Source organism: Spirillospora sp. NPDC048819, assembly GCF_040650055.1.
In the GTDB taxonomy this organism is placed as follows: Bacteria; Actinomycetota; Actinomycetes; order Streptosporangiales; family Streptosporangiaceae; genus Spirillospora.
Window position 1 is genome coordinate 1 of the sequence record NZ_JBEZGN010000024.1, and the last position, 24,434, is coordinate 24,434.

A 24,434-nucleotide genomic window follows, 5' to 3' on the forward strand; every position below is an offset into this window, starting at 1 on the left:
CACCTTCACCTACTCGGCCAAGGGCCTGCTCGGAGAACTCATCGACGGCGCCGGGTCGTCCCAGCCCAAGGTATTCGGGTTCCAGTACGACGCCACCCAGGGCAACAAGAACGTCAAACTCGTCAAGGTCACCGACCCCCGCGGCAACGCCACCGACCTGGCCTACTACGACACCCCCCAAGACGACCCCAAATTCAAATGGTCACTCAAGACCATCACCGACCGGCTGAACTACCCCACGTCTTTCACCTACACCGACCCTGACGGCACCCAGGGGCAGCAGGTCCAGACCGTTGTCACCGACGCCGAAAACCGCGCCACCACCTACCTGATGGACGGCAAGGGGCAGCCGACCGACCTCACCAACGCCAAGAACCAGACCACCAAACTCGGCTGGGACGACGACAACAACGTCACCCGTCTTGAGGAACCACCGGCCACCACAGGCGCCACCCCAGCCGTCTCCACCTGGGTCTACGACCCCAAGACCGGCTACCCCGCCGAAATCAAGAACGCCGAAGCGGTCAAGAACGGCTGGTCCGGCACCACCCTGACCTACCAGACCGGTCTGACCGGCCACATCGCCGACCTCATCGCCAAACAGACACCTGAGGGACGCACTCACACCTTCGACTACACCCCCGAAGGGGACCTGTCCTCGGTCACCGACCCTCTCGGCACTGCCACACCGACCGAGGGCGACTACACCAGCACCTACACCTACGACACCTGGGGCCAACTCAAGACCGCCACGGACGCCAACGGCAACACCACCACTAACAACGAATTCGGGCCACACGGCTATCCGAAGGCAATTAGCGACGCCCTCAATGAGACCACCCGCTTCGTCTACGACGAACGCGGTCAGGTCACCAAGGTCACCGACCCCCTCAGCCACGACACCACCCAGGCCTACGACGCATTTGGCCGCCCCTTGGAGAGCACGAAACCCAAGGACCAGTCCGACGGCGTCTTCATCACCACCCCAGCGCCCGAGTACGACCCCAACGACAACGTCGTACGTACAACGGCTCCCAACGGCGCCGTCATCACCACCGCCTACGACGCTGCAGACCAGCCCACGACGACCTATGCGCCCAAGGACGAGCCGACCGACCCCGAACGCAAGACCACCCTCACCTACGACAAGGTCGGCAACCTCAAGACCCAGACCGAGCCCAAGGGCAATCTGACCGTTACCGAAGGCGACTACACCGTCACCAACACCTACGACGAGATCTACCAGCTCGTCGAGACGGTCAACTCCAAGGGCGAGAAGGTCACCAGCAGCTACGACGACGCCGGAAACCTGGTCGAGGTCGTCGACCCCAAGAAGAACGCAACGCCCGATACGGGCGACTACACCACGCGGTACGCCTACGACCTGAACCACCGCACGACCACTGTCACCGACGCGGCGGGTCAGACGACCTCCACCGCCTACGACCATGACGGCCTGCCGATCGAGACGACCGACCAGGAGAACAACAAGACCACCGTCGAATACGACGCCCGCGGCAAGCCGTACCAGGTGAAGGTCCCGCACACCACCGACGGCGGCGACATCGTCTACAACACCACCCGGTACGAGTACGACCAGGCCGGCAACCAGACCAAGACGATCACCCCGCGGGGCGTGGCCACAACAACGGCCGACGACTTCACCGAGCAGACGGTCTACGACGCGCTGAACCGCCCGAAGGAACGGCTCACTGCCTACGACCCGGGTGACGCCCGATACAACGCGCCGAACCGCACGATCTTCGACTACGACCCGGCCGGACGGATGACCAAGGTGTCGGTTCCGCCGTCCGAGGGCCAGACCGTCCGCAACGACACCACCTACACCTACTTCGACAACGGCTGGACCCGCACCTCCACCGACCCTTGGGACATCCTCACCCGGTACGACTACAACGAGCTGGGCCAGCAGACGTCCAACACCCTCACCTCCGGTGGCGGTTCCTCGTCACGGACGATGAGCTGGGAGTACTACGTCTCGGGGAACCTTAAGGCCCGCAGTGACAGCGGGATCCCGGTCGGCAAGCGCGTCGTCCTGGTCGACAACTCCGACTACAACAACACCGCCGAGAACCCGGGCGGCGCTTGGACGGCCGGGACCGCCGACCAGCAGTACGGCTACAACGTCCACACCCGCCCCGCCGGAGACGGCACGGGTCAGTTCGTGTGGCAGCTCACCATCCCCCAAGACGGCGACTACGAAGTCTTCGTCCGCCACCCGAACATCTCGGGCGCTGCCCCGGACGCCAAGATCACCGTCACCCACAACGCCGGCGACACCACCAAGACCGTCGACCAGGGCGCCAACGGCGGCGAATGGGTCAGCCTGGGCAATTTCGCCTTCACCCAGAACGGCCTCCACAAGATCACGCTGTCCGATGCGGCCACCGCCGGCACGACGCTCGTCGCCGACGCCGTGAAGCTCGTCCGCGACAACTCCGGCGACACCGACAACGAGCGCAAGAACTTCACCTACCGCTACGACCCCAACGGCAACCTCATCGAGGTCGGCGACAACTCACCGGGCGCGAAGTACGACGTCTACACCAACACCTACGACGACCTGAACCGCGTCACGCAGGTGGAAGAGAAGACCGCAACCACCACAGGCAACACCACCGCGTTCACCTACGACGCCAACGGCAACGTCACCACCCGCACCCACGACGAGACCTGGTCGAAGATCGAGTACAACCCACTCGACTTGGTCAACAAGGTCACCAACGCCGAATCGGCGTCGGCCGCGATCAAGCGCATATCGGCCTTCACCTACACGCCCCGCGGGCAGTTGGAATCACAGACCAAGCCCAACGGCAATACCGTCGCCTTCACCTACACCCTCGACGGGCTGATCTCCGAGCAGGCCGAGACCAAGAGCAGCGGCGGAACCATTGCACAGCACAACCTCACCTACACACCCAATGGCAACATCGCCACCGACACCGCCAAACTCCAAAACGCCGACAACCCAGCCGCGCTCCTCGAAACCACCTACAACTACACCTACGACCCCCAGGACCGCGTCGCGGAGATCACCAAGACCGGTCACGCCGCCGGCACCGAGACCTACACGCACGACGCAAACCACAACGTGGTCACCCAGACGGTCCAGGGCACGACCACCACCCACAACTACGACCGCAACCGGCTGCTGACCTCATCGGCCAACGGCATCACCTCCACCTACAACTACGACCCGCTCGGCCGCCTCGACACCGTCTCCACCGGCGGCCAGATCAGCGAGCGGTACCGCTACGACGGCTTCGACCGCACCATCTCCCACACCGCCGGGACCGGTGGATCGGCCGAGACCACGACCTACACCTACGACCCCTTCGACCGCACCACATCCCAGACCAAGAGCGGCCAGACCACCGATCTGACCTACCTGGGCACCAGCGGCGAGGTGCTCACCGAAAAGGTCGCCGGTCAGCTCACCAAGTCCTATGAGTACTCCGCCTGGGGCAGCCGCCTCACCCAACTCAAGCAAGGCGACACCGGTGAGGAGATCTCCCAGTACACCTACCACCCCCGCGGCGACGTCGAGGCGATCACCAAACCCAACGGTGACACCCGCGCGACCTACGGCTACACCGCCTACGGCGAGAACGACACCGCCAACTTCACCGGAGTCGACAAACCCGACCCCGCCAATCCCGACGCCGAACCGTACAACTCCTACCGGTTCAACGCCCACCGCTGGGACCAAACGTCCGGCACCTACGACATGGGGTTCCGTAATTACGACCCCGGCCTCAACCGGTTCCTCACCCGAGACATGTACGGCGGCGCCCTGGCCGACCTCGGCCTGGCCACCGACCCCTTCACCATGAACCGCTACGCCTTCGCCGGCGGCAACCCCATCACACGCATCGAGATCAACGGCCACTTCAGCTGGGAAAGCATCGGGAACTTCGCCGCTGGAGTCGCCCAATACACAGTCGAGAACACGGCAGTGGGCCCGCAGGCCGTGGCCAAATACGCATTCGGGTACGACTACAGCGCCAACTTCAAAAAGGACCTTGAGGCAGGAGGCGTCGAAACCGACTCAGGCGCCTTCCAAGCCGGCTGGTGGAGCGCCGAGATCGCCACATGGTTCCTGCCCGGCAACGCCGCAGCCAAAGGCGCAGGCAAACTCGACGATCTCGCCGGCCACGCCGACGAAGCCGCCGATGCCGCGGGCAATGCCACCAGCAAAGCCAGCAAACCATCCAAGAAGCAAGCCACGCGCGGGCCCTCCAAAGCAGCCAACGCATGCCGCAAACCCAGCAGCTTTACCCCCGGCACCCTCGTCCTGATGGCCGACGGCACCGCCAAGGCCATCGACAATATCCAAACGGGTGACGCAGTTATCGCCACCGACCCTGAAACCGGCGACACCCGCCCCCGCCAGGTGACCGACACCATCACCAGCGAAGGCGACAAGACCCTCGTCACCATCACCATTGACACGGACAGCAAACAAGGCGGCAAAACCGCCGAAATCACCGCCACCGACGAGCACCCATTCTGGCTCCCCGACCACGGTCGCTGGGCCAACGCCGAAGACCTCCAACCCGGCATGTGGCTCCGCACCAACACCGGAACCTGGACCCAAATCACTGCCGTCGCTGTCGACACCAAACACCAGCGCGTCCACAACCTCACTGTTCAACGCACCCGCACCTACCATGTCGTCGGGGCCGGAACAGCGGTCCTCGTTCACAACACGCCTGTAGACGGCTGCGGTACGCTAGCTACAGATCCGGTCGCGGCCTCTAAGAATCTTGCAGATGAGGTGGGGAGGAACCCGCAATATGTGAGGAGCACACGACCGGGAATGGCGGAGGCTCTGCTCCCTAAGGGAGGTCCGATGATTACGGCGACAAGTGTTCGAGGGGAGGTTGCGCCCAAACTGCATCCCAGAGTGCAGAGAATTCTAAACGGTATCCGCAAGAAGAAGAGGGGGCGGGGGCATGGTAGGTGCGGGCTTCCGGTCGCAATATCGGAGGCGTTGAATAACGGAATCGATCCGTGCAGGGCGACAGCGGCTGCCCATCGTATCCACAACAATATGAACAACCCTGCACACGGGACCCCTGCAGGCCCTTGTCTCAGCTGCCGAGTCTTGGCGAAGCGCTTTAAGATCAAGTTCCTGACCTGAGGTGTGAATGTTCTCACGAAACCACAGATTCGAAAAGAAGTTGCGCCAAGCGGGTTGGTATCCGGGCCGCGAAGCAGATACATCTCACTGGATCTCCTGGCTCGAAAATGAAGGTTATGAAGTTCATGATGCCGCAGCAATATTCTTGGCAGAGTATGGGGGTCTGATTTTCACTGATTCAGGTCCAGGTATCACGGTGGGTCGTGACCCATTTGCGGTGGATCCTCGTCAAGTGGGCAGCGAATGCGAAATCATTGAGGGCTGGAGTGAAAAACTCGACAAAAATATCATCCCTCTAGGGATGACCACTCAAGAAATGTTCGAATTTGGCATTGATGAAGATGAAAATATGTACATATTTTCACATGCATGCCAGTTCCTGGGGAGGGGGCGGGACGGATTGAAAGCGCTTGTTCTTGGTATTGAGGGAAAAATCATAGAATAGCGATTCTTCTGTGCGGGGTCCAATAACTAAGAGGCTCGGAACGTTCAGAGGGTGGCGGCGGGAACTGGGGAGGCTCTCACTGGCCGAAGCGTGCTGTGGAAAGGCGTGGACGACGCCGTCTTATAACCGGTGTGGAGCCGGGCAGTGGACGGCGGCCGGGAGGGAGTCGGAGGCGGTCGTAGTACCGATCGAGCCGCAGGTGAGTTGCTCACCAGCCTCAACGGCAACCCCCGTCCCGACTTGGGCCAAATTTAGTGCGCAAGTCAGCCGCCTGGTTGATGGCTTCGAGGGCGTGGCTGAGGTCGTCGGGTAGGGGTCGGCGGCGGTGATTGCGCGGGGTCCGGCCTGGATCTGGATGGTGCGGTAGCGGCGGGCTGTGCGGACGGCTTATCCGCATTGTTGGGCGTGCGCGCGCCGACAGGCTGGGATCGTCACCCAACTCAAGAAAGGCAATTACAGATTCTGAGATATCAAGTAGATACAGCTGCCGGTATGGCCAGTCGGGTGAGTGGACCCTGTCCTCAACCGGTGGAAGCAACTCCGCTGGTCAGTAGCTCGGCGAACACTTCTTTGGGCTTCTTGTAGCCGAAGATAGCGCGGGGCCGGTTGTTGAGTTCGTCGGCGACGGCCTGTAGTTAGTCCGGGTCGCCTGTGATCGTGGTGCCTTTGGGGAAATACTCCCGCAGCCAGCGGTTGGTGTTCTCGTTGGTGCCGCGCTCCCACGGGGAGTGCGGATGGGCGAAGTACACCGGCAGGCGGGCCTTGAGGGTGATCGCGGCGTGGTCGGCCATCTCCGGCCCGCAGTCCCAGGTCATCCCTGAAGGAGCGGGGCCGGTCAAGTGGTGGCCTGAGGTGATTGTTGTTGTCTTGGGTCCGTTTCCCTGCTCGGTTCCGGGCGGTTTGAGGGCGTGCCGGGGTGGCGTCCGGGGTCAAGATGGAGCGCCCGGAGGCGGAGCCGAGGACGTACGATCTTGAGGTCGGACGGTGTGACCGGCGGATACTGCTGGTCGCCGGGCGGTGTGGGGTTGTGGGTTACGTGCCCCAGGTGCAGTCGTCTCCGAGAGGGGGCAGTCCGGCTGCGGTCATCCCTTCGTCTGGGTCCTCCCGGCCGCGCGGGAGGGGGCATGGGGCGTTTCACGTGTGGCCTGGCGGGGTCAATCAGAGACGCGTTCACGCCACCGGCGCCGGTGGGGAACAGACCTGCGGGCGACCCGGTAGGTGTCAAGTCAAACGGGACAGGGGCCAGTGATCGCTAGGCGGCGTGTTTCTCGTGGTCAGGGCTGGTTTGGTCGGTGGTGTCTTCGTCGGGTCGGTTGATCTGCGCGACGGTGGGGATCTTGGGCAGGGTGGGCGTCTGGGTGAACCGTCGCGGGTTGGCCGCGCGGAACGCCGCGATGGTGGCGGCTCGTTTGTGCTGGATCGCCTGTGCGGTGCCGATGTGCAGGGTGAACGGCGTATGGAGCCCGATCCCGGCGTGGTAATGCCGGTGATTGTAGTGGTCGAAGAAATGGTGGCAGAACGTCTCGGCCTCGTCGAGCGAGTCGAACCTGGCCGGGAACGCCGGGCAGTACTTCAAGGTTTTGAACTGCGCCTCGCTGTAGGGGTTGTCGTTGCTCACCTTCGGGCGGGAGTGGGACTTGATGATGTCCAGGTCGGCCAGTAGTTCGGTCACCGGCGTGAAGGTCATCGAGGTCCCGTTGTCGGAGTGGATGGTGCCGGGCACGATCCCGCCGTTGGCGGCGAACGAGTTCTGCATGAACTGCGCGGCCAGCTCACCCGACTCGCGCAGGTGGACCTCCCAGTGCACGACGTGGCGGGAGAAGATGTCGAGCATCACATACAGGTCATAGAACTGGCGTGGCCCCGGACCTGGAAGTTTCGTGATGTCCCAACTCCAGATCTGGTTGGGGGCGTGCGCGGACAGATAGGGCTTGGTGCGCGCCTGGTGCCTGGCTTGGGCGCGCCGCTCCCGGACCTGGTCGCGCCTGCGTAGTTCCCGGTACATCGTCGACACCGACGCCAGGTACACCCCCTCGTCCAGCAGCGCAGCCCACACCTGCCGGGGTGCCTTGTCGGCGAACCGGCCGCTGTTGAGCATGGCGACCAGTCCAGCCCGCTCGGTCTCGCTCAGCGCGTTCGGCGGCGCCGGCCGTGCCGCCGGCTCACTGTTTTCCGGCACCGGGTTCCGCCGTCGGTAGAAACTGCTGCGCGGCACACCCGACAATGCGCACGAGGCGCGAATCGGCAGATGCTCGACCAGCAGGGAAAGGGTTTCGTCCCGGCAGCGGGTCACGAATTCTCGGTGTCCGCGCTCTCGGACATCGTTTCCAAGAGCGCGATACCTTTTCCCATAATGTCCAGGGCGGCCTCGGTCTGCTTGAGTTTCCTGGCCATCGCCGCGTTCTGCCGCTCCAGCCGCGCCTTCTCCTTGCGCAACTGCTCCAACTCGGTCTGCTCCGGCGTCTTCTCCTTCTTGACGGCCGGACGACCCGTTCCCGAAGCCGTCAACTCACCGGCGTCGCGCTGCCGACGCCACAACTGAACGCTGGACTCATAAAGTCCTTCACGGCGCAGCAACGCGCCCTTGTCGCCATGCTCGGCCGCGTCGTACTCCTCGACCATCCGCAACTTGTAGGCGGCAGTGAAGGTCCGCCGCTTGGGCCGGCCGGTCCGCGACCCGTCACCAGAAGGAAGATCGTGGCTGGTCATCGTCACTCTGCTCAGTACCCGTTCTCACCCTGTTCACATCAGTTAGGGAACTTCATCCCCTCGTGTCCCACCTGAGCCTGACACAGAGGGACCTCGCGCCGGTCCACGGCCGGAACGTCTCATGCCGCCGCGCCCTGCGGGGGCGTGTCCGATGGTAGGTCCAGGGCGCGGATGTGTCCGTCGCGCATGCCGTAGAAGACCAGGGTGGCCAGGTAGCGGGCGGCGGCGACCTTGGCGATGTTGTTGGCCTGCTTGCCGCGGCGGGCCAGGATGCGGTCGCGGACCGCGCGGATCGGGGAGCCGGCGCGTTGCCGCTGGACCGCTTCGATCAAGGTTCACCGCAGGATCGGTGAGCCCTGCTTGGTGATGTGCCCGCGGGCGACCTTGACATCGGACTCGCGGTGCCGCGGGGTGAGCCCGGCCCAGCACGCCAGCTTCTCTGGGCGGGTGAAGCGGGTGATGTCGCCGATCTCGGCGACGATGACGGCGGCCAGGACCGGGCCGATCCCCGGCAGCGCCTGGATCGCGGCATAGCCGGCGTGGCCGCGCAGCAGCTCGGCGATGACCTCCTCCAGCAGGTCGATCTCACCGGTGTAGATCTCGATCAGCGACCGCAGCGAGGCGATCTTGCCGCGGTAGGGCTGCGGCACCGGCAGCTCCTCCAGCCACGCGGTGCCGGCCTTGCCGAACAGGTCCGAATGGGTGACCGGGATGCCGAGCTTGGCCAAAACGGCGTGCACCTGGTCCTTGCAGCTGGTGCGCATCGCCACCAGCTTGCCCCGGTAGCGGGTCAATTCCCGCAGGTCCCGCACGTCGGTCGGCGCGATCCACGCCTCCGGGAGCCTTCCCATCCGCAGCAGATCGGCCAGATCGGCGGCGTCCCGCTCATCGTTCTTGACCCGCCGGTAGGTGAACGCCTTCACCCCCAGCGGGTGCGCCAGATGCACCTCGGCTCCGGCCAGCGCGAGGGTGTCGGCCGCCCAATACCACCCGTACGTCGCTTCGAGCACGACCTTCGGGCGCACGCCGGCCTTGGCGATCTCCGCCCGCAACGCCGCCGGCGAATTGCTGATCCGGGCCTTGCCCAGCCGCTCACCCTCAGGCGTCATCCGCACCAGCACCGATCTTCTGCGGTGCAGGTCCATTCCCACGATCTGCTGTCCGTCGTACCCTGCGGACATAGGGGCCTCCATCCTCGACGGGATTGGTGTGATGACCCCGAGTGTCCGCCGGATACCCGGAACCGTCACCAGGAGCGGAGGCCCCGCTCCTTCATCGCATCAGCGACCGGCGCACCACGTCCGGCAGCCCGCGGACCTGGTCGATGACGGCCTCGGACACGGTGGCGGCGTCCCGCCCGGCAAGCGGCACCAGCACCACGAACCGCGACACCCGCTCCACCAGCGTGCCCACCGCGGTCTTGCCGTCCTTGCCGACGACGAGATCCCCCTCCCAGTGCCCGGGAACCTGCCGGTCGACGGCGTCGGCGGGCCGCTCCTCGATCCACCGGATCCCGCGGATCCGCGGCGCCCGGGGGGCGCGGCCGTGCGCCGGCTTGCGGCGAGTGCGGCCTGAGCGCAACGTCAGGCACTGGCGGGCCAGTTCACCCTTGGGCAGTGCGTAGATCCAGCCGTAGATCGCCTCGTGGGACACCCTCACATGCTGGTCGCCGGGGTGGTCGATCGGCACCCGCCCGGCCACCTGCTGCGGCGACCAGCCCTGCTTGAGCAGTTCGACCACCACCAGCCGCAGGTAGGCGTCGGCGTCGATCTTGCGGGTCTTGGCCCGCTGCCGCGCCCGCTGCGCCGTCCGGTCGGCCCGCGCGGCCCGGTACCGGTCCCGCCCGCCGTGCCGGGCGATCTCGCGAGACACGATGCTCGGGCAGCGTCCGATCCGTTCCGCGATGGCCTTGCTCTCCAGTCCCTCGGCGATTCCCCGGGAAATCTCCTCCCGGTCCTGCAATGTCAGCATTTGACGCACCGCCCCCACGGCAACTCCCCCCGGCGATCAACTCGCCGAGCAGAACTACACCACTGCGAGATCAGTTGCTACGACCGGTTGAGGGCAGGGACCACTCGACTGGCCATCGGTAAAATTCAGTAGTGGATTGACGGGCCCCGGTCCCATCTCAAGGCTCTTGTGGCGGTGGCGGTGGCGGTGGCGGTGGCGGTGGCGGCGGCGCGGATGCGGTGGGATTCGGCGAATGACCCGCTGGGAGAAGACCTATCCGCCCACGCCTTTCGACGGTGCGCCGGTGCTGCCGTGGCCCAGCGGAAGCGCTCCCCCCGACCTTCCGGAGGGCAAGGCCGGTATTTCGGTCTGGATCCGGACCATGCGGACGGATAACAAGCACTACGTGGAGCCGAAGGCTGTCGGGGTGGACGGCCGGCCGGTGTGGCACGGGGTCGGCCGGATGGTCGCGGTTACCGAACCCGGCGAGCATCTCGTCGAGGTGTGGGGGCACGGCTCGGCGGAGACGGTGCGCGGTATCCGGGCCGAGGCCGGGCAGGTCGCGGAACTGGACTACCGGATGCCCGCCAGCATGGGCGGCGCGGAGGGCGTGCTCGTTCCGGCGCCGGGATCGAGGCGGCGCCGCATGGGGTCGGGTGTGCGGTGGGGATGGGTGCCCATTCTGGTGGTCTCCGCGGCCTGGCTCATCGACGAGTGGCGCGATCTTCCCGAGACCTCCGCCGTCGGTGTCGGCGTCCTGGTCTGCGCCGTGCTCGCGGGCGTCCTGGCGGTGGCCGTCAAGCAGCGCGCCGACCGCCGGTACCGCGTCAGGATGTCGCACGAGGCCGGTGCCGACCCGCGGGCCGCCGAAACCGGGATGTTCCTCGCCGACGGCCGGTGCCCAGCGGGAATCGCCGAAGGGGACATTGGGGCCCTGCTGATCACCGAGACCGCGGAGCGGAAATACTCGTGGAACGGTCTCGGCTTCGGGCGGCGACCGGTGACCGACCCGAACGCTTGGCTGCCGTGGCCCACCCTGGCCATCGACGGTGCGCGGCGTCCGTTCGCCTGGCGGTCCTGGTGCTACCGTCTGCCGCCCGGCGCGCACGAGGTGACGGTGGAGCCGGCCAGTGACCGTCCGAAAAGCGAAACGGCCGCGGTGAAGGTGGAGATCGCGCCCGGCAGGGTCACCCGGGTAGACCTGCGGGTCAAGGCGGACGTCGCGGTGCAGGCGCGCGACCGGGACGTTCCGACCGAACCGGCCGGTTTCGAGGCGACCGCCGACCTGAAGGTCTCCGCCCCGTCCTGAGGTAGGCGCCCGGCTATCGCCCTTGCTTGATCCTGGTGATGAGCGTGCGCCAATCTCCCGCCGCGAGAACCAGCTTCGGCCCGTCGGGGTCCTTCGAGTCGCGGACGGCCACGGCCGGGCTGAGCGCCGCCACCTCGACGCATTCGCCGCCACTCTCAGCGCTGTAGCTGCTCTTGCGCCATCTTGCGGACGACAGGTCCGGATTGATCATGTGCCCTCCACGGCGTCCTTCAGAAGTTTCAGGGAGTCATCAGCGGACATCGCCGCACTTCTGATCAAGTCGTAGCTTAGTCGGTACTCTTGGACGGAGGCCTCGTGGTCGGTGAGATGTCCGCCCGTGTAACCCTCGGTGTAAACGAGAGTGGCTCTGGTGTGGAACTCCAGGATGGTGAACGCGCCCAGGAGGCCCCCGTATGCGCCTGCGGTGATGGGGACGATCTGGATTGAGATGTTGTAGCGTTCTGCCTCCTCGATCAGGCGTCGGTACTGGCTGCGCATGACCTCCGAGTTGCCGAGCACACGGCGGATCGCCCATTCCTCGAAGATGGCCACGATGCGTGGCGGATGCAGCCGCGTGAGGATCTGCTGCCGCTGCATCCGGTCGGTCACCAGGGCATCGGTCTCCTCCTCGCCCCGGCCGGACTTCAACACTTCGCGGGCGTACTCAGGCGATTGGAACAGGCCGTGGATGACGAGCGGGTTGAAGATGTACATCGTCGAGGCGATGGACTCGTGTTTGACGTACTCGGGGAAGCCTGGCGGGAGGGCGGCGTAGCGGCGGGTTTCGGTGATGAGCTTCCACAGGCGGTGGAACAAGCCGTTCGTCTTGAAGAATGTGTCGAGGTCCTCCGCGAACTTCTCGGACGGGACGGCCTTCGCGCTCTCGATCTGGCTGATCCACTGCGGCGTGTAGCCGAGGACTTCGGCGAGCTCGACCTTCCTCAGGCCGGCCTGCTCGCGCCAGGCGGTCACTTCGGTCGCGAACGCGCGGATGGCGGGTGCGTCGTGCGGGTCCTTCTGCGCTCCCATGGAGACTCCCGGGGGTAGAGCCGGATGGCGCTGTCACCTCGGGAATATCACACTCGGAAGCGAAGTGTTGCTGAAAGTGACGAACATCGGTCGCTGGCCGAGTCAGGCCGGGTCGTGGGTTGCCGGGGTGGGCGATGTGTCGTCCGTGGTGACCGTGCGGCGGCGAAGGAGGGTGGCCCAGCGGCCGCGGGGGCCGCGTTCCTTGCCCTCGACGGACGCGCCGCGCACCTCGGTGCCCGAGAGCTCGGCGGCCTCGGCCGCGGCCAGGTAGACGGGCAGGACGCCGTCGCCGAGCAGGTCGCCGACGTCGGGTTCCAGGCCCAGCGCGGACGCCATCGACGGCAGCACCGCGGCGCACGCGGACGCGTACCCGCGGGCGGACGGGTGATAGCGGTCCTCGCTGAACATCGAGCGCGGGTCGGCGGCGAACTCGCGGCCGAGCAGGTCGCCGAGCGACACCGAGCGGGCGCCGCGCTCGACGGCCGCGATGGTCTGGGCGGCGGCGAGCTGGCGGCTGGCGCGGCGGGCGATGAACCTGAGCGGCTGCATCAGCGGCTTGACGGTGCCGAGGTCGGGACAGGTGCCGACGACGACGTGGCTGCCTCTGGCGCGCAGGCGTTCGACGGCGTCCGCGAGGTGGCGGACGGATTCGGCGGGCGGCACCCGGCCGGTCACGTCGTTGCCGCCGATCATGATGACGGCGATGTCGGGGCGGGCTTGCAGCGCCCGGTCGACCTGGCCGCGGAGGGCCTGCGAGCGGGACCCGGAGCGGGCGACGTTCGTCAGCCGGACGGGACGGTCCGCGATCGCCGACAGCCCCGCCGCCAGGAGCGCGGCGGGCGTCTCGTCGGGAGTGTGGACGCCGAGGCCGGCGGCGGTGGAGTCGCCGATCATGACCAGGGACAGCGGGGCGCCGCCGAGCGTCCCGCCGTACAGGCCGTCGGCCACCGGCGGGTCGCCGTTGGGCGTCGCCGTGATCATCCTGCGGGCGAGCTTGGCCTCCACCACGACGAGCCCGAACGTGATGCCGCCGAGGGCGGTGATGCCCCCGCCCCCGTACGCTGCGGCCGCCGCGATCCGGCGTGCCGTGAATGCTCTCAACATGATCCGCTGACCCTCCGTGATTAAGTTCCTTCCCCCCGCCCCGGGTGTTGATGCCTGCGGGCATCGGTCTCGGATACCGTCGGGAGGAGGGAAACCATCCGGACCCGCGTCCGGTATACCGCCGAACAGGCGGGCTGAGCAGGGACGCAACGCTCAGATCAACACACTGAACGACAAGGATGTCGCGGTGCACGTACACGACTCGCTCGTCGAACTGATGGGCAACACCCCGCTCGTTCGACTGCGCAAGGTGATCGGCGACAGCACGACCGGCGGCCGGCGGCCGCAGGTGATCGCCAAGGTGGAGTACTTCAACCCCGGTGGCTCGGTGAAGGACCGCATCGCGGTCCGCATGATCGACGCGGCCGAGCAGTCCGGCGAACTCTCGCCGAACGGCACGATCGTCGAGCCGACGTCCGGCAACACCGGGGTGGGGCTCGCCATCGTGGCGCAGGAGCGCGGCTACCGCTGCGTCTTCGTCTGCCCCGACAAGGTCGCCAAGGACAAGATCGACGTGCTGCGCGCGTACGGCGCCGAGGTCGTGGTCTGCCCGTCGGCGGTGTCGCCCGAGCACCCGGACTCCTACTACTCGGTGTCGGACCGGCTGGCCGCGGAGATCCCCGGCGCGTGGAAGCCGAACCAGTACACCAACCAGCAGAACCCGCGCTCGCACTACGAGACGACCGGACCGGAGATCTGGGAGCAGACCGAGGGCCGCGTCACGCACTTCGTGGCGGGCATCGGCACCGGCGGGACGATCAGCGGCACCGGGCGGTACCTCAAGGAGGTCTCCGGCGGGAAGGTGCAGATCGTCGGGGTGGACCCGGAGGGTTCGGTGTACTCCGGCGGCACCGGCCGGCCCTACCTCATCGAGGGCGTCGGCGAGGACATCTGGCCCGAGACCTACGACCGGGACATCTGCGACGAGATCATCGCGGTGTCCGACAAGGACTCGTTCAACATGACCCGGCGGCTGGCCCGCGAGGAGGCGCTGCTGGTCGGCGGGTCCTGCGGGATGGCGGTCGTCGCCGCGCTGCGCGTCGCCGCGCGGGCCGACCCGGACGCGGTGATCGTGGTGCTGCTGCCCGACGGCGGCCGCGGCTACCTCACCAAGATCTTCAACGACGAGTGGATGGCCGACTACGGCTTCCTCATCCCCTCCACCGAGGAGGCCCGGGTCGGCGAGGTGCTCACCCGCAAGAGCCGGACGCTGCCGGAGTTCGTGCACGTCCACCCGCACGAGAGCGTGCAGACCGCGATCTCGATCATGCGCGAGTACGAGGTGTCGCAGCTTCCGGTGATGAAGGAGGAGCCGCCGGTCATGGCGGCCGAGGTGGTCGGCTCCGTGGTGGAGAGCGACCTGCTCGACATCCTCGTCCGGGAGCGCGCCAAGCTGGCCGAGCCGGTCGAGATGCACATGTCGGAGCCGCTGCCGACGCTCGGGTCCGGTGAGCCGGTCAGCAAGGCCGTGGGCGTGCTGGAGAAGTCCGGTGCGGCCGTCGTCCTCGTGGACGGCAAGCCCAAGGGCCTCGTCACCCGCCAGGACCTCCTCGCCTTCCTCGCCGCGTCCACCACCTGACGCCGCCGCCGGACGAATAGAGGCGCCGGACGAATAGAGGCGCCGGAGACCGTCGTGGTCTCCGGCGCCTCGTTCTTCCCCGAAGGGTGTCGGGTTGCGGAGCCCGGCCGTGGGCGGCATTTCGGGCCGGGCTCCGCAACCCGACGTCTAGGGGTCCGGGCTACCGCTGCCCGGACGGGGCGAAGTCCTCCCGCGTGTCGGCGGGCTTGAGCGTCTTCTTCGGCTCGTCCGCGTGCCCCGGCCACCAGGCCTTGTGGCCCAGCAGCGCGGTGATGCCCGGCACCAGGAAGATCGCCATGATGAAGGCCGACAGCGCGATCCCCAGCGCGATGGAGAAGCCCATCTGCTGCAGCATCGACACCTTGGCCAACAGCATCACCGAGAACGTGCCGGCCAGGATCAGCCCGGCCGCGGCGACCGTCGGCCCGCCGTGCTGGACCGCCAGCGCGGCGGCCTTGCGCGGCTCGTGGCCCTCCTTGGCCTCCTCGCGCAGCCGCGCGGTCATCAGGATGTTGTAGTCGGTCCCGATGGCCAGCACGAACAGATACAGCATGATCGGCAGGTGGAAGATCTCACCGGGCTGGCCCAGCAGACCCTGGAAGACGTACACCGCGGATCCCATGGTCGCGGCGAAGCCGAGCAGCACCGCCGGGACCAGGTACAGCGGGGCGACCACGGAGCGCAGCAGCATCAGCAGGATCAGCGCGATGAGCACCCCGGCGACCGGAAGGATCACCGAGAGGTCGCGGTTGACCACCTTGTTGATGTCGCTGTAGATCGCGGTCTCGCCGCCGACGAACACCTCGGTGCCCTCCGGCGCGATGTCGTGCACCGCCGGCCCGAGGTCGTTCTTGACCAGGTTGATCGATTCGTTGTTGACCGGGTTGCCGTTCAGGACCAGCTTGACCTCTCCCACCTTGGGATCGACCGTGCTGAGCTCCGCGGGCTGGACGCCGCCGACGCCGGGCAGCGACTTGGCCTGCTGCCCCCAGGCGTCCAGCTCCGCCTTGGTGAGCGGCTGCCCGTCGGTGGAGCGGACCATGACCTGCACCGGGGTGGTCTGCCCGGCCGGGAAGCCCTTCTTCATGTCCTCGGTGGCCTGCGCGGACTCGGTGTCCTGCGGGAAGCTGGACTGGAAGTCGTAGTCGGACTTGAAGCCGATCGCGCCGGACGCCAGCGCGACCAGCAGGGCGCCCGCCCCGATCGCGACCAGGGCCGGACGCGCGCCGACCATCCGGCCGAGCCGCGCCGAGGTGGTGCCCTTCGGCTGCTTCTTCCAGGACTTGGACGGCCAGAACACCGCCGGGCCGATCAGCGACAGGATCGCGGGGAACAGCGTCAGCGAGGTGATGCCCATCACCACGACGCCGATGGCGAGCGAGGGGCCCCAGGCGGCGAAGATGCCGAACGAGGCCAGCATCAGCACCAGGAACGTGACCGCGATCGCGGCCGCCGCGGAGGTGATGACCTCGCCGACCCGCTCCACCGCCGAGATCAGCGCGGTCTTGCGGTCCTCGCCGGCGCGCAGCCGCTCCCGGTAGCGGAACAGCAGGAACAGGTAGTAGTCGGCGCCGACGCCGAACATCACGATGGTCAGGATGATCTGCAGGCTGTCGTCACCGGAGAAGTCCAGCACCTTGGACGCGGCGCCGATCAGGCCCATCGACAGCTGCTCGGTCGCGATGATCACGATGATCGGCAGGATCGCCGCCAGCGGCGCCCGGAAGATCACCAGGATCAGCCCGATGATCAGGGCGAAGGTCGCGATGGTGATGAGCGCGAAGGACTGGGTGAAGGAGTCCTCGTTGTCGACGAACGAGGCGACCTGGCCGCCGACCTTGGCCTCCAGCCCGCTGCCGAGTTGTTTCGGCAGCTCGGCGCGGATGTCCTTGACCGCCTGGCTCTGATCCTGGGCCGCCTCGCCGGTCACCGTCTCCATGGGCACGGTGATCAGCTGGATCGACTTGTTGGGGGCGATCGCTTCCGGAGCGGTCATGAAGCCCTGGACCGTCGGGTACTTCTTCGCCGACAGGTTCTTCGCCGCCTCCGCCACCTTGGCGCTGTCGGCCGGGGTGAGCTTCCCGCCGTCGGACCGCTGCACCACGATCAGCGAGGACATCTCCGTCTGCTGCGGGAACGCCTTCTCGGCGATCTCGGCGGCCTGCACGGACTCGTACTTGGACGGCAGGAACTCGCCCTGGTCGGACTCGGTGGTGAGCTTGGGGGACAGGGCGATGACGAGGATCGCGACCACTAGCCAGGCCGCGATCGTCCACCACGGGTGTCTCACGACGAAGTGCGCGAGCCGAGCGAACATGGGGCTTCCTCAGTTCAGGGTGATGGGAATCAAGGTCAAAAGGGATACCTGTAAAACGGTAGAGACCGGACGGGGCTTTGGGGTCACCCGCTGCGCTGAAATAGAGGCTGATACCTCCGGGGGAGCGCCTCCTCCTCTAGGAGGGGAGCGGGGTGGATAGCCTCGTACCCATGGACAACGAAGTTCAGAGAGGTTTCGAGACCCTGGCCATCCACGCCGGGCAGGAGCCCGACCCCACCACCGGTGCGGTCGTCACGCCGATCTACCAGGTATCAACGTACAAGCAGGACGGCGTGGGCGGGCTCCGCGGCGGCTACGAATACTCCCGGTCGGCGAACCCGACCCGTACCGCGCTGGAGGTATGCCTCGCCGAAGCGGAGGCCGGCTCGCGGGGACTGGCGTTCGCCTCCGGGCTCGCCGCCGAGGACGCTCTGCTGCGCGCGGTCTGCCGGCCCGGCGACCACGTGATCATCCCGGACGACGCCTACGGCGGCACCTACCGGCTGTTCGCCAAGGTGGCCGAGCCGTGGGGTGTGACGTTCGACTCAGTGCCGCTCGGGGACGTCGCGGCCGTGCGGGCGGCGGTCCGCCCCGAGACGAAGATCATCTGGGTGGAGACGCCGACGAACCCGCTGCTCGGCATCGCCGACATCGCGGCGCTCGCGGCCGTCGCCCACGACGCGGGCGCGCTGCTGGTCGTCGACAACACGTTCGCCTCGCCGTATCTGCAGCGCCCGCTGGAACTCGGCGCCGACGTGGTCGTCCACTCGACCACCAAGTACATCGGCGGCCACTCCGACGTCGTCGGCGGCGCGCTGATCGTGTCGGACGCGGAGCTCGGCGAGCGGCTGGCGTTCCACCAGAACGCGATGGGCGCCGTCGCGGGCCCGTTCGACGCCTGGCTCACCCTGCGGGGGATCAAGACGCTGGGCGTGCGGATGGACCGGCACTGCGCGAACGCGGAGCGGATCGTCGAGATGCTGGAGCGGCACCCGGCCGTCCGGCGGGTCCTGTACCCGGGGCTGCCCGGCCACCCGGGGCACGACGTCGCCGCCAAGCAGATGAAGGCGTTCGGCGGCATGGTCTCGTTCCGGATGGAGTCGGAGGAGGCCGCCGTCGGCGTGTGCGAGCGGACGAAGCTGTTCACGCTCGGCGAGTCGCTCGGCGGCGTCGAGTCGCTGATCGAGCACCCGGGCCGGATGACGCACGCCTCGGCGGCCGGGTCGCCGCTGGAGGTCCCCGGTGACCTGGTGCGGCTGTCGGTCGGGATCGAGGACGTCGACGATCTTCTGCGGGATCTTGAGCGGGCTCTGTCCCACGCCACTTGATCAAACATCTATACTCGGCGCGCCAGGTTCGTAAAGAAGGGGCCCGGGGTGCGCAAAGTTCTGGTCTGTGGTGCGGCGTTCGCCGCGACGTGTGTCTCCGCCGTAGCCATTCCGGGCGGAGCCCAGGCGACGACTCCGTCGCCGTCGTCGTCCGTCCCGTCCACGGCCCCCACCGGGGAGCCGGGGACGGCCACTCCCTCCGGCGCGCCGACCGCCCCCGGTTCGCAGTCGCCCTCCACGTCCTCCACGACACACCCCCGCGAGGGGGAGGCGTCGGCGGACGGCGAGCCGGACGGCACCGTCTCGGCGCAGGCGGTCATGGTCACCCCCGAGCTGCCGAAGTTCCGCACGTACGCCTACGGCAAGGCCGCCCTCCAGAAGGTCGACGCCTACTGGCGCGAGACCGCGCCCGGGGCCACGTCCCGTCCGGCCGTGCTGTTCCTGCACGGCGGCTCCTGGAAGGTGGGCGACAAGGGCGGCGGCTGGGGCTACTTCGCGCGCCGGCTGGCCGACGACGGCTTCGTCGTCATGTCGGCGAACTACCGGCTGACGCCGAAGGCGCAGTGGCCGGCGCAGCGTGACGACGCGCTGGCCGTCGTCACGTTCATCAAGCGGCACGCCCGGACGTGGAACGTCGACCCGCAGCGCATCGCCGTGGTCGGGTCGTCGGCCGGGGGGCACCTCGCGACCCAGCTCGGCACGTTCGGGACCGGCGCCGCGCGGGTCCGCGGCGTGGTCGCGCTGTCGCCGCCGAACAACCCGTACCTGGCCTACCGGGACGGCGGGAAGCCGACCGCCACGCCCAGCCGGCGGAACCTGCGGCAGGCCGTGGTGGACCTCGTTCGCTGCGTCCCCGACGACCCCGCGGCCACCGAATGCCTGACCCGGCTGGAGGACGCCAACAGCTCGACGCACGTCTCCGCCGGGGACGCGCCGATGCTCCTCATCCACGGCAGCGAGGAGTTCGTCCCGGTCACCCACAGCACCGCGCTGGCGAGCTCGCTGCGCGCCGCGGGCGTGCCGGTCACCCTCAAGACCGTCGAGGGCGACATGCACGCCGGGGAGCTGCTGGACGACGCGGGCACCTACCCGATGATCGTGAACTGGCTCAAGAACCGCCTGAAGCCCGGCCCCGAATAGCCGTCGGCCGGGCCGCCGCTCAGCCGTTCCAGACCATCAGCCGTTCCACACCATCAGCAACAGGATCACGAGCCAGATCAGCGCGACGACGCCGGAGATGGCGGCCATCCGCCCGCGCTCCACCTGGGCGATGTCGCCGTCCGCCGCGGCGGGCCGCTTCTCCTCGGCCGCGCCGTCGCCGCCGTCTTCGCGGTCCTTCCCGTCCTTGCCGTCCTCGCCCTCCGTCGCGGCGGGCTTGCCCGCGGCCGCCGCCTGCGCCTCGACGCCGGCCGACTCGGCCGCGGCGACCTCCAGCAGATGCGCCGCCTTGCGCTGGTCGCGCTCGACGATCAGCAGCAGCACGAGCGCGACGATGAACAGCGTCATCGACGCCGACAGCCACACCTCCGCCAGGTCGCCCTGGGCCAGCAGCAGCCCGAACAGGAAGATCCCCAGGGTGCCGACGCCGTAGATCTGGGTGACCCGGTGGAGGTAGCGCACCACGACCACGTTGCGCTTGCGGATGTAGCGCGGGGTGGACATGGTCGCCGCCGTCAGCGGCCCCAGCGTGAAGATCGCGAACCCGATGTGGAAGAACAGCAGCAGGTGGTCGGCCATGACGCAGACCCTAGCCCGCCGGCCCCGCTAGCGGCGGGCACGGCGCACTCTGAGGTAGTCGCTCACGACATATTCGCCGAGCCGGTCGGCGTCGGGCGCGAAGACGCGGCCGCCGTTGCGCCGCGCGACCTCCTCCACGAACGAGACGAGGCGGCGGTCCTCGGCGAGCATGAAGAAGTTCATGCAGGCGCCCCGCCGGGTCATCTTGTCGACCTCGGCGAGCGTCAGGACGAGCGTGTCGGTGGACGGCGGGTAGTCGAACAGCGAGCGGCCGTCCGGACGCAGGTGCGCGGTCGGCTCGCCGTCGGTGACGACGAGGACGATCGGCTCGAAGTCGGGATGCCGGTCCAGATGCCGTCCCGCGATCATCAGCGCGTGGTGCAGGTTGGTGCCCTGGACCATGTCCCAGTCCAGGCCCGCCATCTCCGTCGGGTGCAGGACCCGCGCGTAGTTGGAGAACCCGATGATCTGGATGGCGTCCTGCGGGAACTTGCTGGTCACCAGCGTGTGCAGGGCGAGCGTCGTCTGTTTGGCGACCGCCCACGTCCCGCGCAGGACCATCGAGTACGACAGGTCGACCAGCAGGCAGACGGCCGCGCCGGTGCGCCGCTCCGTCTCGTGCACCTCGAAGTCGTCCACGCCCAGTCTCACGCCGGGTTTCACACCATCGGGTTTCACACCACTGGGCTTCAAAACACCGGGCTTCACGCCGTCGGGGCTCCGTGTCCCGTCGCCGGTGATCTCCACGACGTCGGCCGTGCCCGGCTCCACGACCTTCGCGGTCGCCGGCCTCGCGGTGCCGCCGTCCATGACGCTGCGGCGGATGGCGTTGCTCACCGTCCGGACCACGTCGAGGGGCTGCTCGTCGCCGAACCGCCACTCCCGGCTCGCCCCGGTCAACTCGCCCGCCTGGCCCGCGTCCCGCTGGTCGTGGTCGCCCTGCCGGCCGGACGTCAGCTGCGCGAACACGCGGCGCAGCGCCGTCTCGCCGAGCCGCCGCACCGCCTTCGGAGTCAGCTCCAGCTTGCCGCGGTTGCGCCGCAGGAAGCCCTGCCGCTCCAGCTCCGCCTCGATGCGGCGCAGCGCGCTCAGGTCGTCGACGGCCTGCCGGCCGAGCGCCCGCCGGACGGCGTCCTCGTCGATGTCGTCGAGCCGCGCCCCCGGATACTCCTGCCCGAGCGCCGCCTCCAGCTCGCTGAGGTCGGCCAGCTCCGCCAGCGCGGTCGTGGCGTCGCCCATGCCGAGCGGGTCCTCGCCGGTCATCTGCTCGGACTGGCCCCAGCCGAGGTCGGGACGGCGGGCCCGCAGCGCGTCGCCGAGCCGGGTCATCTCCATGGCGAGGCCCGCGTCCTGCATGGCCTGCTCCATCAGCCCGCCCAGCTCCGCGCGCTGCTCCGGGCTGAGGGAGGCGAGCAGCCGGTCCATCGCGGCGGCGCGGCGGGCGAGGGAGTCGACCAGCTCCTCCAGGTTCTGCGGGTTGTCGGGGAACATGTCCCCGTACTCGCCCATGAAGCGGTCGAAGTCCTCCTGGGTGTGCTCGCCGCGGGCGTCGCGGTCCAGCATCTGGTTCAGCGCGCCCATCATGTCCTTGACCCGCTCCATGGCGGCCGGGTCCTGGTTCTCCAGGGCCTGCTTCATGCCCTGGAACTGCGCGTCCAGCACCTCGCGCCGCAGCAGGTCCTTCAGCCGCTCGAACGTCTGCCGGGCGGCGTCGGAGCGCCAGTCGTAGTCCGACAGCCGGCGGATCGCCTGGGACGTGTCGGACGGCAGCGTGTCCAGTTCCGCCTCGCGCAGCCGCGCCTCGTCGCCCGGGTCGGGGAACAGCTCGGCCCGCTCCTGCCCGATCGCGGTGTCCAGCAGCGCGCGGGCCTGCTCCAGCGTCCCGTCCAGCCGGCCCTGGTCGCGCAGGGCGCGGCGCCGGTCCCGCACCTGGCGGAGCATGTCGTCGAGGCCCCGCCCGCCGTTCGGCATGCCGCCCCGCGCGCCCGGCAGGCCGCGCCGCAGCAGATCCCGCAGCGCCTCGTCCGGGCGGGTGCCGTCCAGAACCGAGTCGCCCATCGCGTCGAGGGCGGCACGGACGTCGTAGGGCGGGGCGAGCGGGTCGGGCCCGTCCTCGTAGGCGCCGTAGCGGTATCGGCTCATCGAATCTCCTTGCGCGTGGAGAATTCAGGTCCGGACGTCACGTCCGGTAGGTGGCCGTCCCGTCGGATCGTCCCTCGGCGACGTCCTTGGACAGCCGCCTGGTGAGGAACAGCCCCTCCAGGGCGAACTCCAGCGCGGCCGCGGCCTGCCCGGGGGACTCCCCGCTCATGCCGAGCCGCTCCATGATCTTGGCGAGGCCGGGAACCCGGCCGATGCGGCGCAGCAGTTCCGTCGCCGCCACCAGCTCGCCCGACTCGACGATCTCGCCGGAGTCGAACTTGTCCAGCAGCCCGTTCAGATCGGCGGCGCCCAGCGTCCGCCGGTAGGTCTCGGCGATGGCGCGGCGCAGCAGATGCTCCAGCACCTCCTGCTCGCGGCCCTCCTCGCTGACCTCGAACTCCACCTTGCCCATCAGCGACGGGACGACCGCGGGCAGGTCGCAGACCCGCGCGACGGCGTGCTCCTCGCCGGTCAGCGCCGCGCGCCGCACCGCGCCCGCCGCGACGGTCTCGGCGCCCGCGAGCGCGAACCGCGCCGACACCCCGGACCGGGCGTCCACCGCCGTCGACTCCCGGACGAGGCGGGTGAACCGGCCGATGATCTCGATGAGATGGTCGGGCACCTCGGCGGGCAGGCCGGACAGGTCGGCGAAGTCGGACTCCTGGCGGATCAGCGCCAGCTCGGCGTCCAGCTCCAGGGGGTAGTGGGTGCGGATCTCGGCGCCGAAGCGGTCCTTCAGCGGGGTGATGATGCGGCCCCGGTTGGTGTAGTCCTCCGGGTTGGCGGACGCGACGAGCAGCACGTCCAGCGGCAGCCGCAGCGCGTAGCCGCGGACCTGCACGTCGCGTTCCTCAAGGACGTTCAGCAGCGCCACCTGGATCCGCTCGGCGAGGTCGGGCAGCTCGTTGATCGAGAAGATGCCCCGGTTGGTGCGCGGGACCAGCCCGAAGTGGACGGTCTCCGGGTCGCCGAGCGTGCGGCCCTCCGCCACCTTGATCGGGTCGACGTCGCCGATGAGGTCGCCGACGCTCGTGTCGGGCGTGGCGAGCTTCTCGCCGTACCGGTCGTCGCGGTGGCGCCACTCGACCGGCAGTTCGTCGCCCAGTTCGCCGGCCAGCCGGCGGCAGCGCACGCACACCGGCGCGTACGGGTGGTCGTTGATCTCGCAGCCCGCGACCACCGGGGTCCACTCGTCCAGCAGCCCGGCCAGGGTGCGGATCAGCCGCGTCTTGCCCTGCCCTCGCTCGCCCAGCAGCACCAGGTCGTGCCCGGCGAGCAGGGCGCGTTCGAGATGCGGCAGGACGGTGTCGTCGAACCCGAGGATCCCGGGGAAGCGCGGCTCCCCGGATCGCAGCCGGACGAGCAGGTTGTGGCGGATCTCGGCCTTCACCGAACGCTGGACGTGACCACTGGTGCGCAGTTCGCCCAGTGTGGTCTCGCTGGGTGGGGATTCACGCGGTGTGGATGAACGCACGCGATCGACATTACGTCCCCCGTACGCGGAATCGCACCCCGCCGGAGCATTCGCCGGAGGATTCGCCGGAGGAATCGATCGCCAGACGATTCGTCCGGGCCTGTCCTGGCCTGCGCGGATCGGGCGATGTTTGGGTGGAGGGCGCGC

At 68.2% G+C, this 24,434-nt stretch carries 19 protein-coding genes; 6 read left to right on the forward strand and 13 right to left on the reverse strand.

The window, feature by feature from the left end; genetic code table 11:
- The first annotated feature begins 331 nt into the window (after positions 1 to 331).
- Together AB0C35_RS27910 and AB0C35_RS27915 are read left to right on the forward strand one after the other, a co-directional pair.
- Positions 332 to 5,164 (forward strand): polymorphic toxin-type HINT domain-containing protein, encoded by a 4,833-nt coding sequence (locus AB0C35_RS27910; protein WP_358461763.1) that lies wholly within the window; start codon positions 332 to 334, stop codon positions 5,162 to 5,164.
- 7 nt (positions 5,165 to 5,171) lie between these two features.
- The gene (locus AB0C35_RS27915) at positions 5,172 to 5,609 is read left to right on the forward strand and encodes an SUKH-3 domain-containing protein (protein WP_358461766.1); all 438 of its coding nucleotides are present in this window, start codon (positions 5,172 to 5,174) and stop codon (positions 5,607 to 5,609) included.
- A 635-nt stretch (positions 5,610 to 6,244) separates the two neighbouring features.
- Here AB0C35_RS27915 and AB0C35_RS27920 read toward each other — a convergent pair.
- The 6 genes from AB0C35_RS27920 to AB0C35_RS27945 all read right to left on the reverse strand — a co-directional run bounded on the left by AB0C35_RS27920 (position 6,245) and on the right by AB0C35_RS27945 (position 10,289).
- Entirely contained in the window at positions 6,245 to 6,424 is a 180-nt protein-coding gene (locus AB0C35_RS27920; protein WP_358461769.1) for an IS30 family transposase, read from the reverse strand.
- 437 nt (positions 6,425 to 6,861) lie between these two features.
- Positions 6,862 to 7,902, reverse strand: coding sequence for an IS3 family transposase (locus tag AB0C35_RS27925; RefSeq protein WP_358461772.1), 1,041 nt, complete (start codon positions 7,900 to 7,902; stop codon positions 6,862 to 6,864).
- Complete coding sequence (locus AB0C35_RS27930) at positions 7,899 to 8,318, reverse strand: hypothetical protein (protein ID WP_358461775.1); 420 nt, start codon at positions 8,316 to 8,318, stop codon at positions 7,899 to 7,901. Before AB0C35_RS27930 ends, AB0C35_RS27925 begins: the two co-directional genes overlap by 4 nt.
- Before the next feature lie 119 nt (positions 8,319 to 8,437).
- Positions 8,438 to 8,650 (reverse strand): hypothetical protein, encoded by a 213-nt coding sequence (locus AB0C35_RS27935; RefSeq protein WP_358461778.1) that lies wholly within the window; start codon positions 8,648 to 8,650, stop codon positions 8,438 to 8,440.
- 3 nt (positions 8,651 to 8,653) lie between these two features.
- Positions 8,654 to 9,499: an IS110 family transposase gene (locus tag AB0C35_RS27940; RefSeq protein ID WP_358461781.1), complete on the reverse strand. Its 846-nt coding sequence runs from the start codon at positions 9,497 to 9,499 to the stop codon at positions 8,654 to 8,656.
- Between the two features lie 91 nt (positions 9,500 to 9,590).
- Positions 9,591 to 10,289 (reverse strand): IS30 family transposase, encoded by a 699-nt coding sequence (locus AB0C35_RS27945; protein WP_358461784.1) that lies wholly within the window; start codon positions 10,287 to 10,289, stop codon positions 9,591 to 9,593.
- A 385-nt stretch (positions 10,290 to 10,674) separates the two neighbouring features.
- Here AB0C35_RS27945 and AB0C35_RS27950 point away from each other — a divergent pair, with 385 nt between their 5' ends.
- The gene (locus tag AB0C35_RS27950) at positions 10,675 to 11,577 is read left to right on the forward strand and encodes a hypothetical protein (protein WP_358461787.1); all 903 of its coding nucleotides are present in this window, start codon (positions 10,675 to 10,677) and stop codon (positions 11,575 to 11,577) included.
- A 13-nt stretch (positions 11,578 to 11,590) separates the two neighbouring features.
- Here the strand turns inward: AB0C35_RS27950 and AB0C35_RS27955 are convergent, their stop codons facing one another.
- From AB0C35_RS27955 to AB0C35_RS27965, 3 genes are all read right to left on the reverse strand, one after another.
- Positions 11,591 to 11,788, reverse strand: a complete 198-nt coding sequence (locus AB0C35_RS27955; protein WP_358461789.1) for a DUF397 domain-containing protein — start codon at positions 11,786 to 11,788, stop codon at positions 11,591 to 11,593.
- Entirely contained in the window at positions 11,785 to 12,606 is an 822-nt protein-coding gene (locus AB0C35_RS27960) for a helix-turn-helix transcriptional regulator (RefSeq protein ID WP_358461792.1), read from the reverse strand. The genes AB0C35_RS27955 and AB0C35_RS27960 overlap by 4 nt, the downstream gene beginning before the upstream one ends.
- A 102-nt stretch (positions 12,607 to 12,708) precedes the next feature.
- Positions 12,709 to 13,710 (reverse strand): SGNH/GDSL hydrolase family protein, encoded by a 1,002-nt coding sequence (locus AB0C35_RS27965; protein WP_358461795.1) that lies wholly within the window; start codon positions 13,708 to 13,710, stop codon positions 12,709 to 12,711.
- A 187-nt stretch (positions 13,711 to 13,897) separates the two neighbouring features.
- On the opposite strand from AB0C35_RS27965, the gene AB0C35_RS27970 reads away from it, so the two are divergent.
- Positions 13,898 to 15,289 carry a cystathionine beta-synthase gene (locus AB0C35_RS27970; protein WP_358461798.1) on the forward strand — a complete coding sequence of 464 codons (1,392 nt, stop codon included), beginning with the start codon at positions 13,898 to 13,900 and terminating at the stop codon, positions 15,287 to 15,289.
- Between the two features lie 160 nt (positions 15,290 to 15,449).
- On the opposite strand, the gene AB0C35_RS27975 is transcribed toward AB0C35_RS27970, so the two are convergent.
- Positions 15,450 to 17,606: an MMPL family transporter gene (locus AB0C35_RS27975; RefSeq protein ID WP_358461801.1), complete on the reverse strand. Its 2,157-nt coding sequence runs from the start codon at positions 17,604 to 17,606 to the stop codon at positions 15,450 to 15,452.
- 170 nt (positions 17,607 to 17,776) lie between these two features.
- On the opposite strand from AB0C35_RS27975, the gene AB0C35_RS27980 reads away from it, so the two are divergent.
- Complete coding sequence (locus AB0C35_RS27980; protein ID WP_358461804.1) at positions 17,777 to 18,934, forward strand: cystathionine gamma-synthase; 1,158 nt, start codon at positions 17,777 to 17,779, stop codon at positions 18,932 to 18,934.
- Between the two features lie 48 nt (positions 18,935 to 18,982).
- Positions 18,983 to 20,074 (forward strand): alpha/beta hydrolase, encoded by a 1,092-nt coding sequence (locus AB0C35_RS27985; protein ID WP_358461807.1) that lies wholly within the window; start codon positions 18,983 to 18,985, stop codon positions 20,072 to 20,074.
- A gap of 36 nt (positions 20,075 to 20,110) precedes the next feature.
- Here AB0C35_RS27985 and AB0C35_RS27990 read toward each other — a convergent pair whose 3' ends face one another.
- Genes AB0C35_RS27990 through AB0C35_RS28000 form a run of 3 tightly spaced genes read right to left on the reverse strand, consistent with a single transcriptional unit; the run spans position 20,111 to position 24,287 of the window.
- The gene (locus AB0C35_RS27990; RefSeq protein ID WP_358461810.1) at positions 20,111 to 20,671 is read right to left on the reverse strand and encodes a hypothetical protein; all 561 of its coding nucleotides are present in this window, start codon (positions 20,669 to 20,671) and stop codon (positions 20,111 to 20,113) included.
- Positions 20,672 to 20,698: 27 nt separating this feature from the next.
- Positions 20,699 to 22,813, reverse strand: a complete 2,115-nt coding sequence (locus AB0C35_RS27995; protein WP_358461813.1) for a hypothetical protein — start codon at positions 22,811 to 22,813, stop codon at positions 20,699 to 20,701.
- Between the two features lie 37 nt (positions 22,814 to 22,850).
- Positions 22,851 to 24,287: a sigma 54-interacting transcriptional regulator gene (locus AB0C35_RS28000; RefSeq protein WP_358461816.1), complete on the reverse strand. Its 1,437-nt coding sequence runs from the start codon at positions 24,285 to 24,287 to the stop codon at positions 22,851 to 22,853.
- Positions 24,288 to 24,434: the final 147 nt, after the last annotated feature.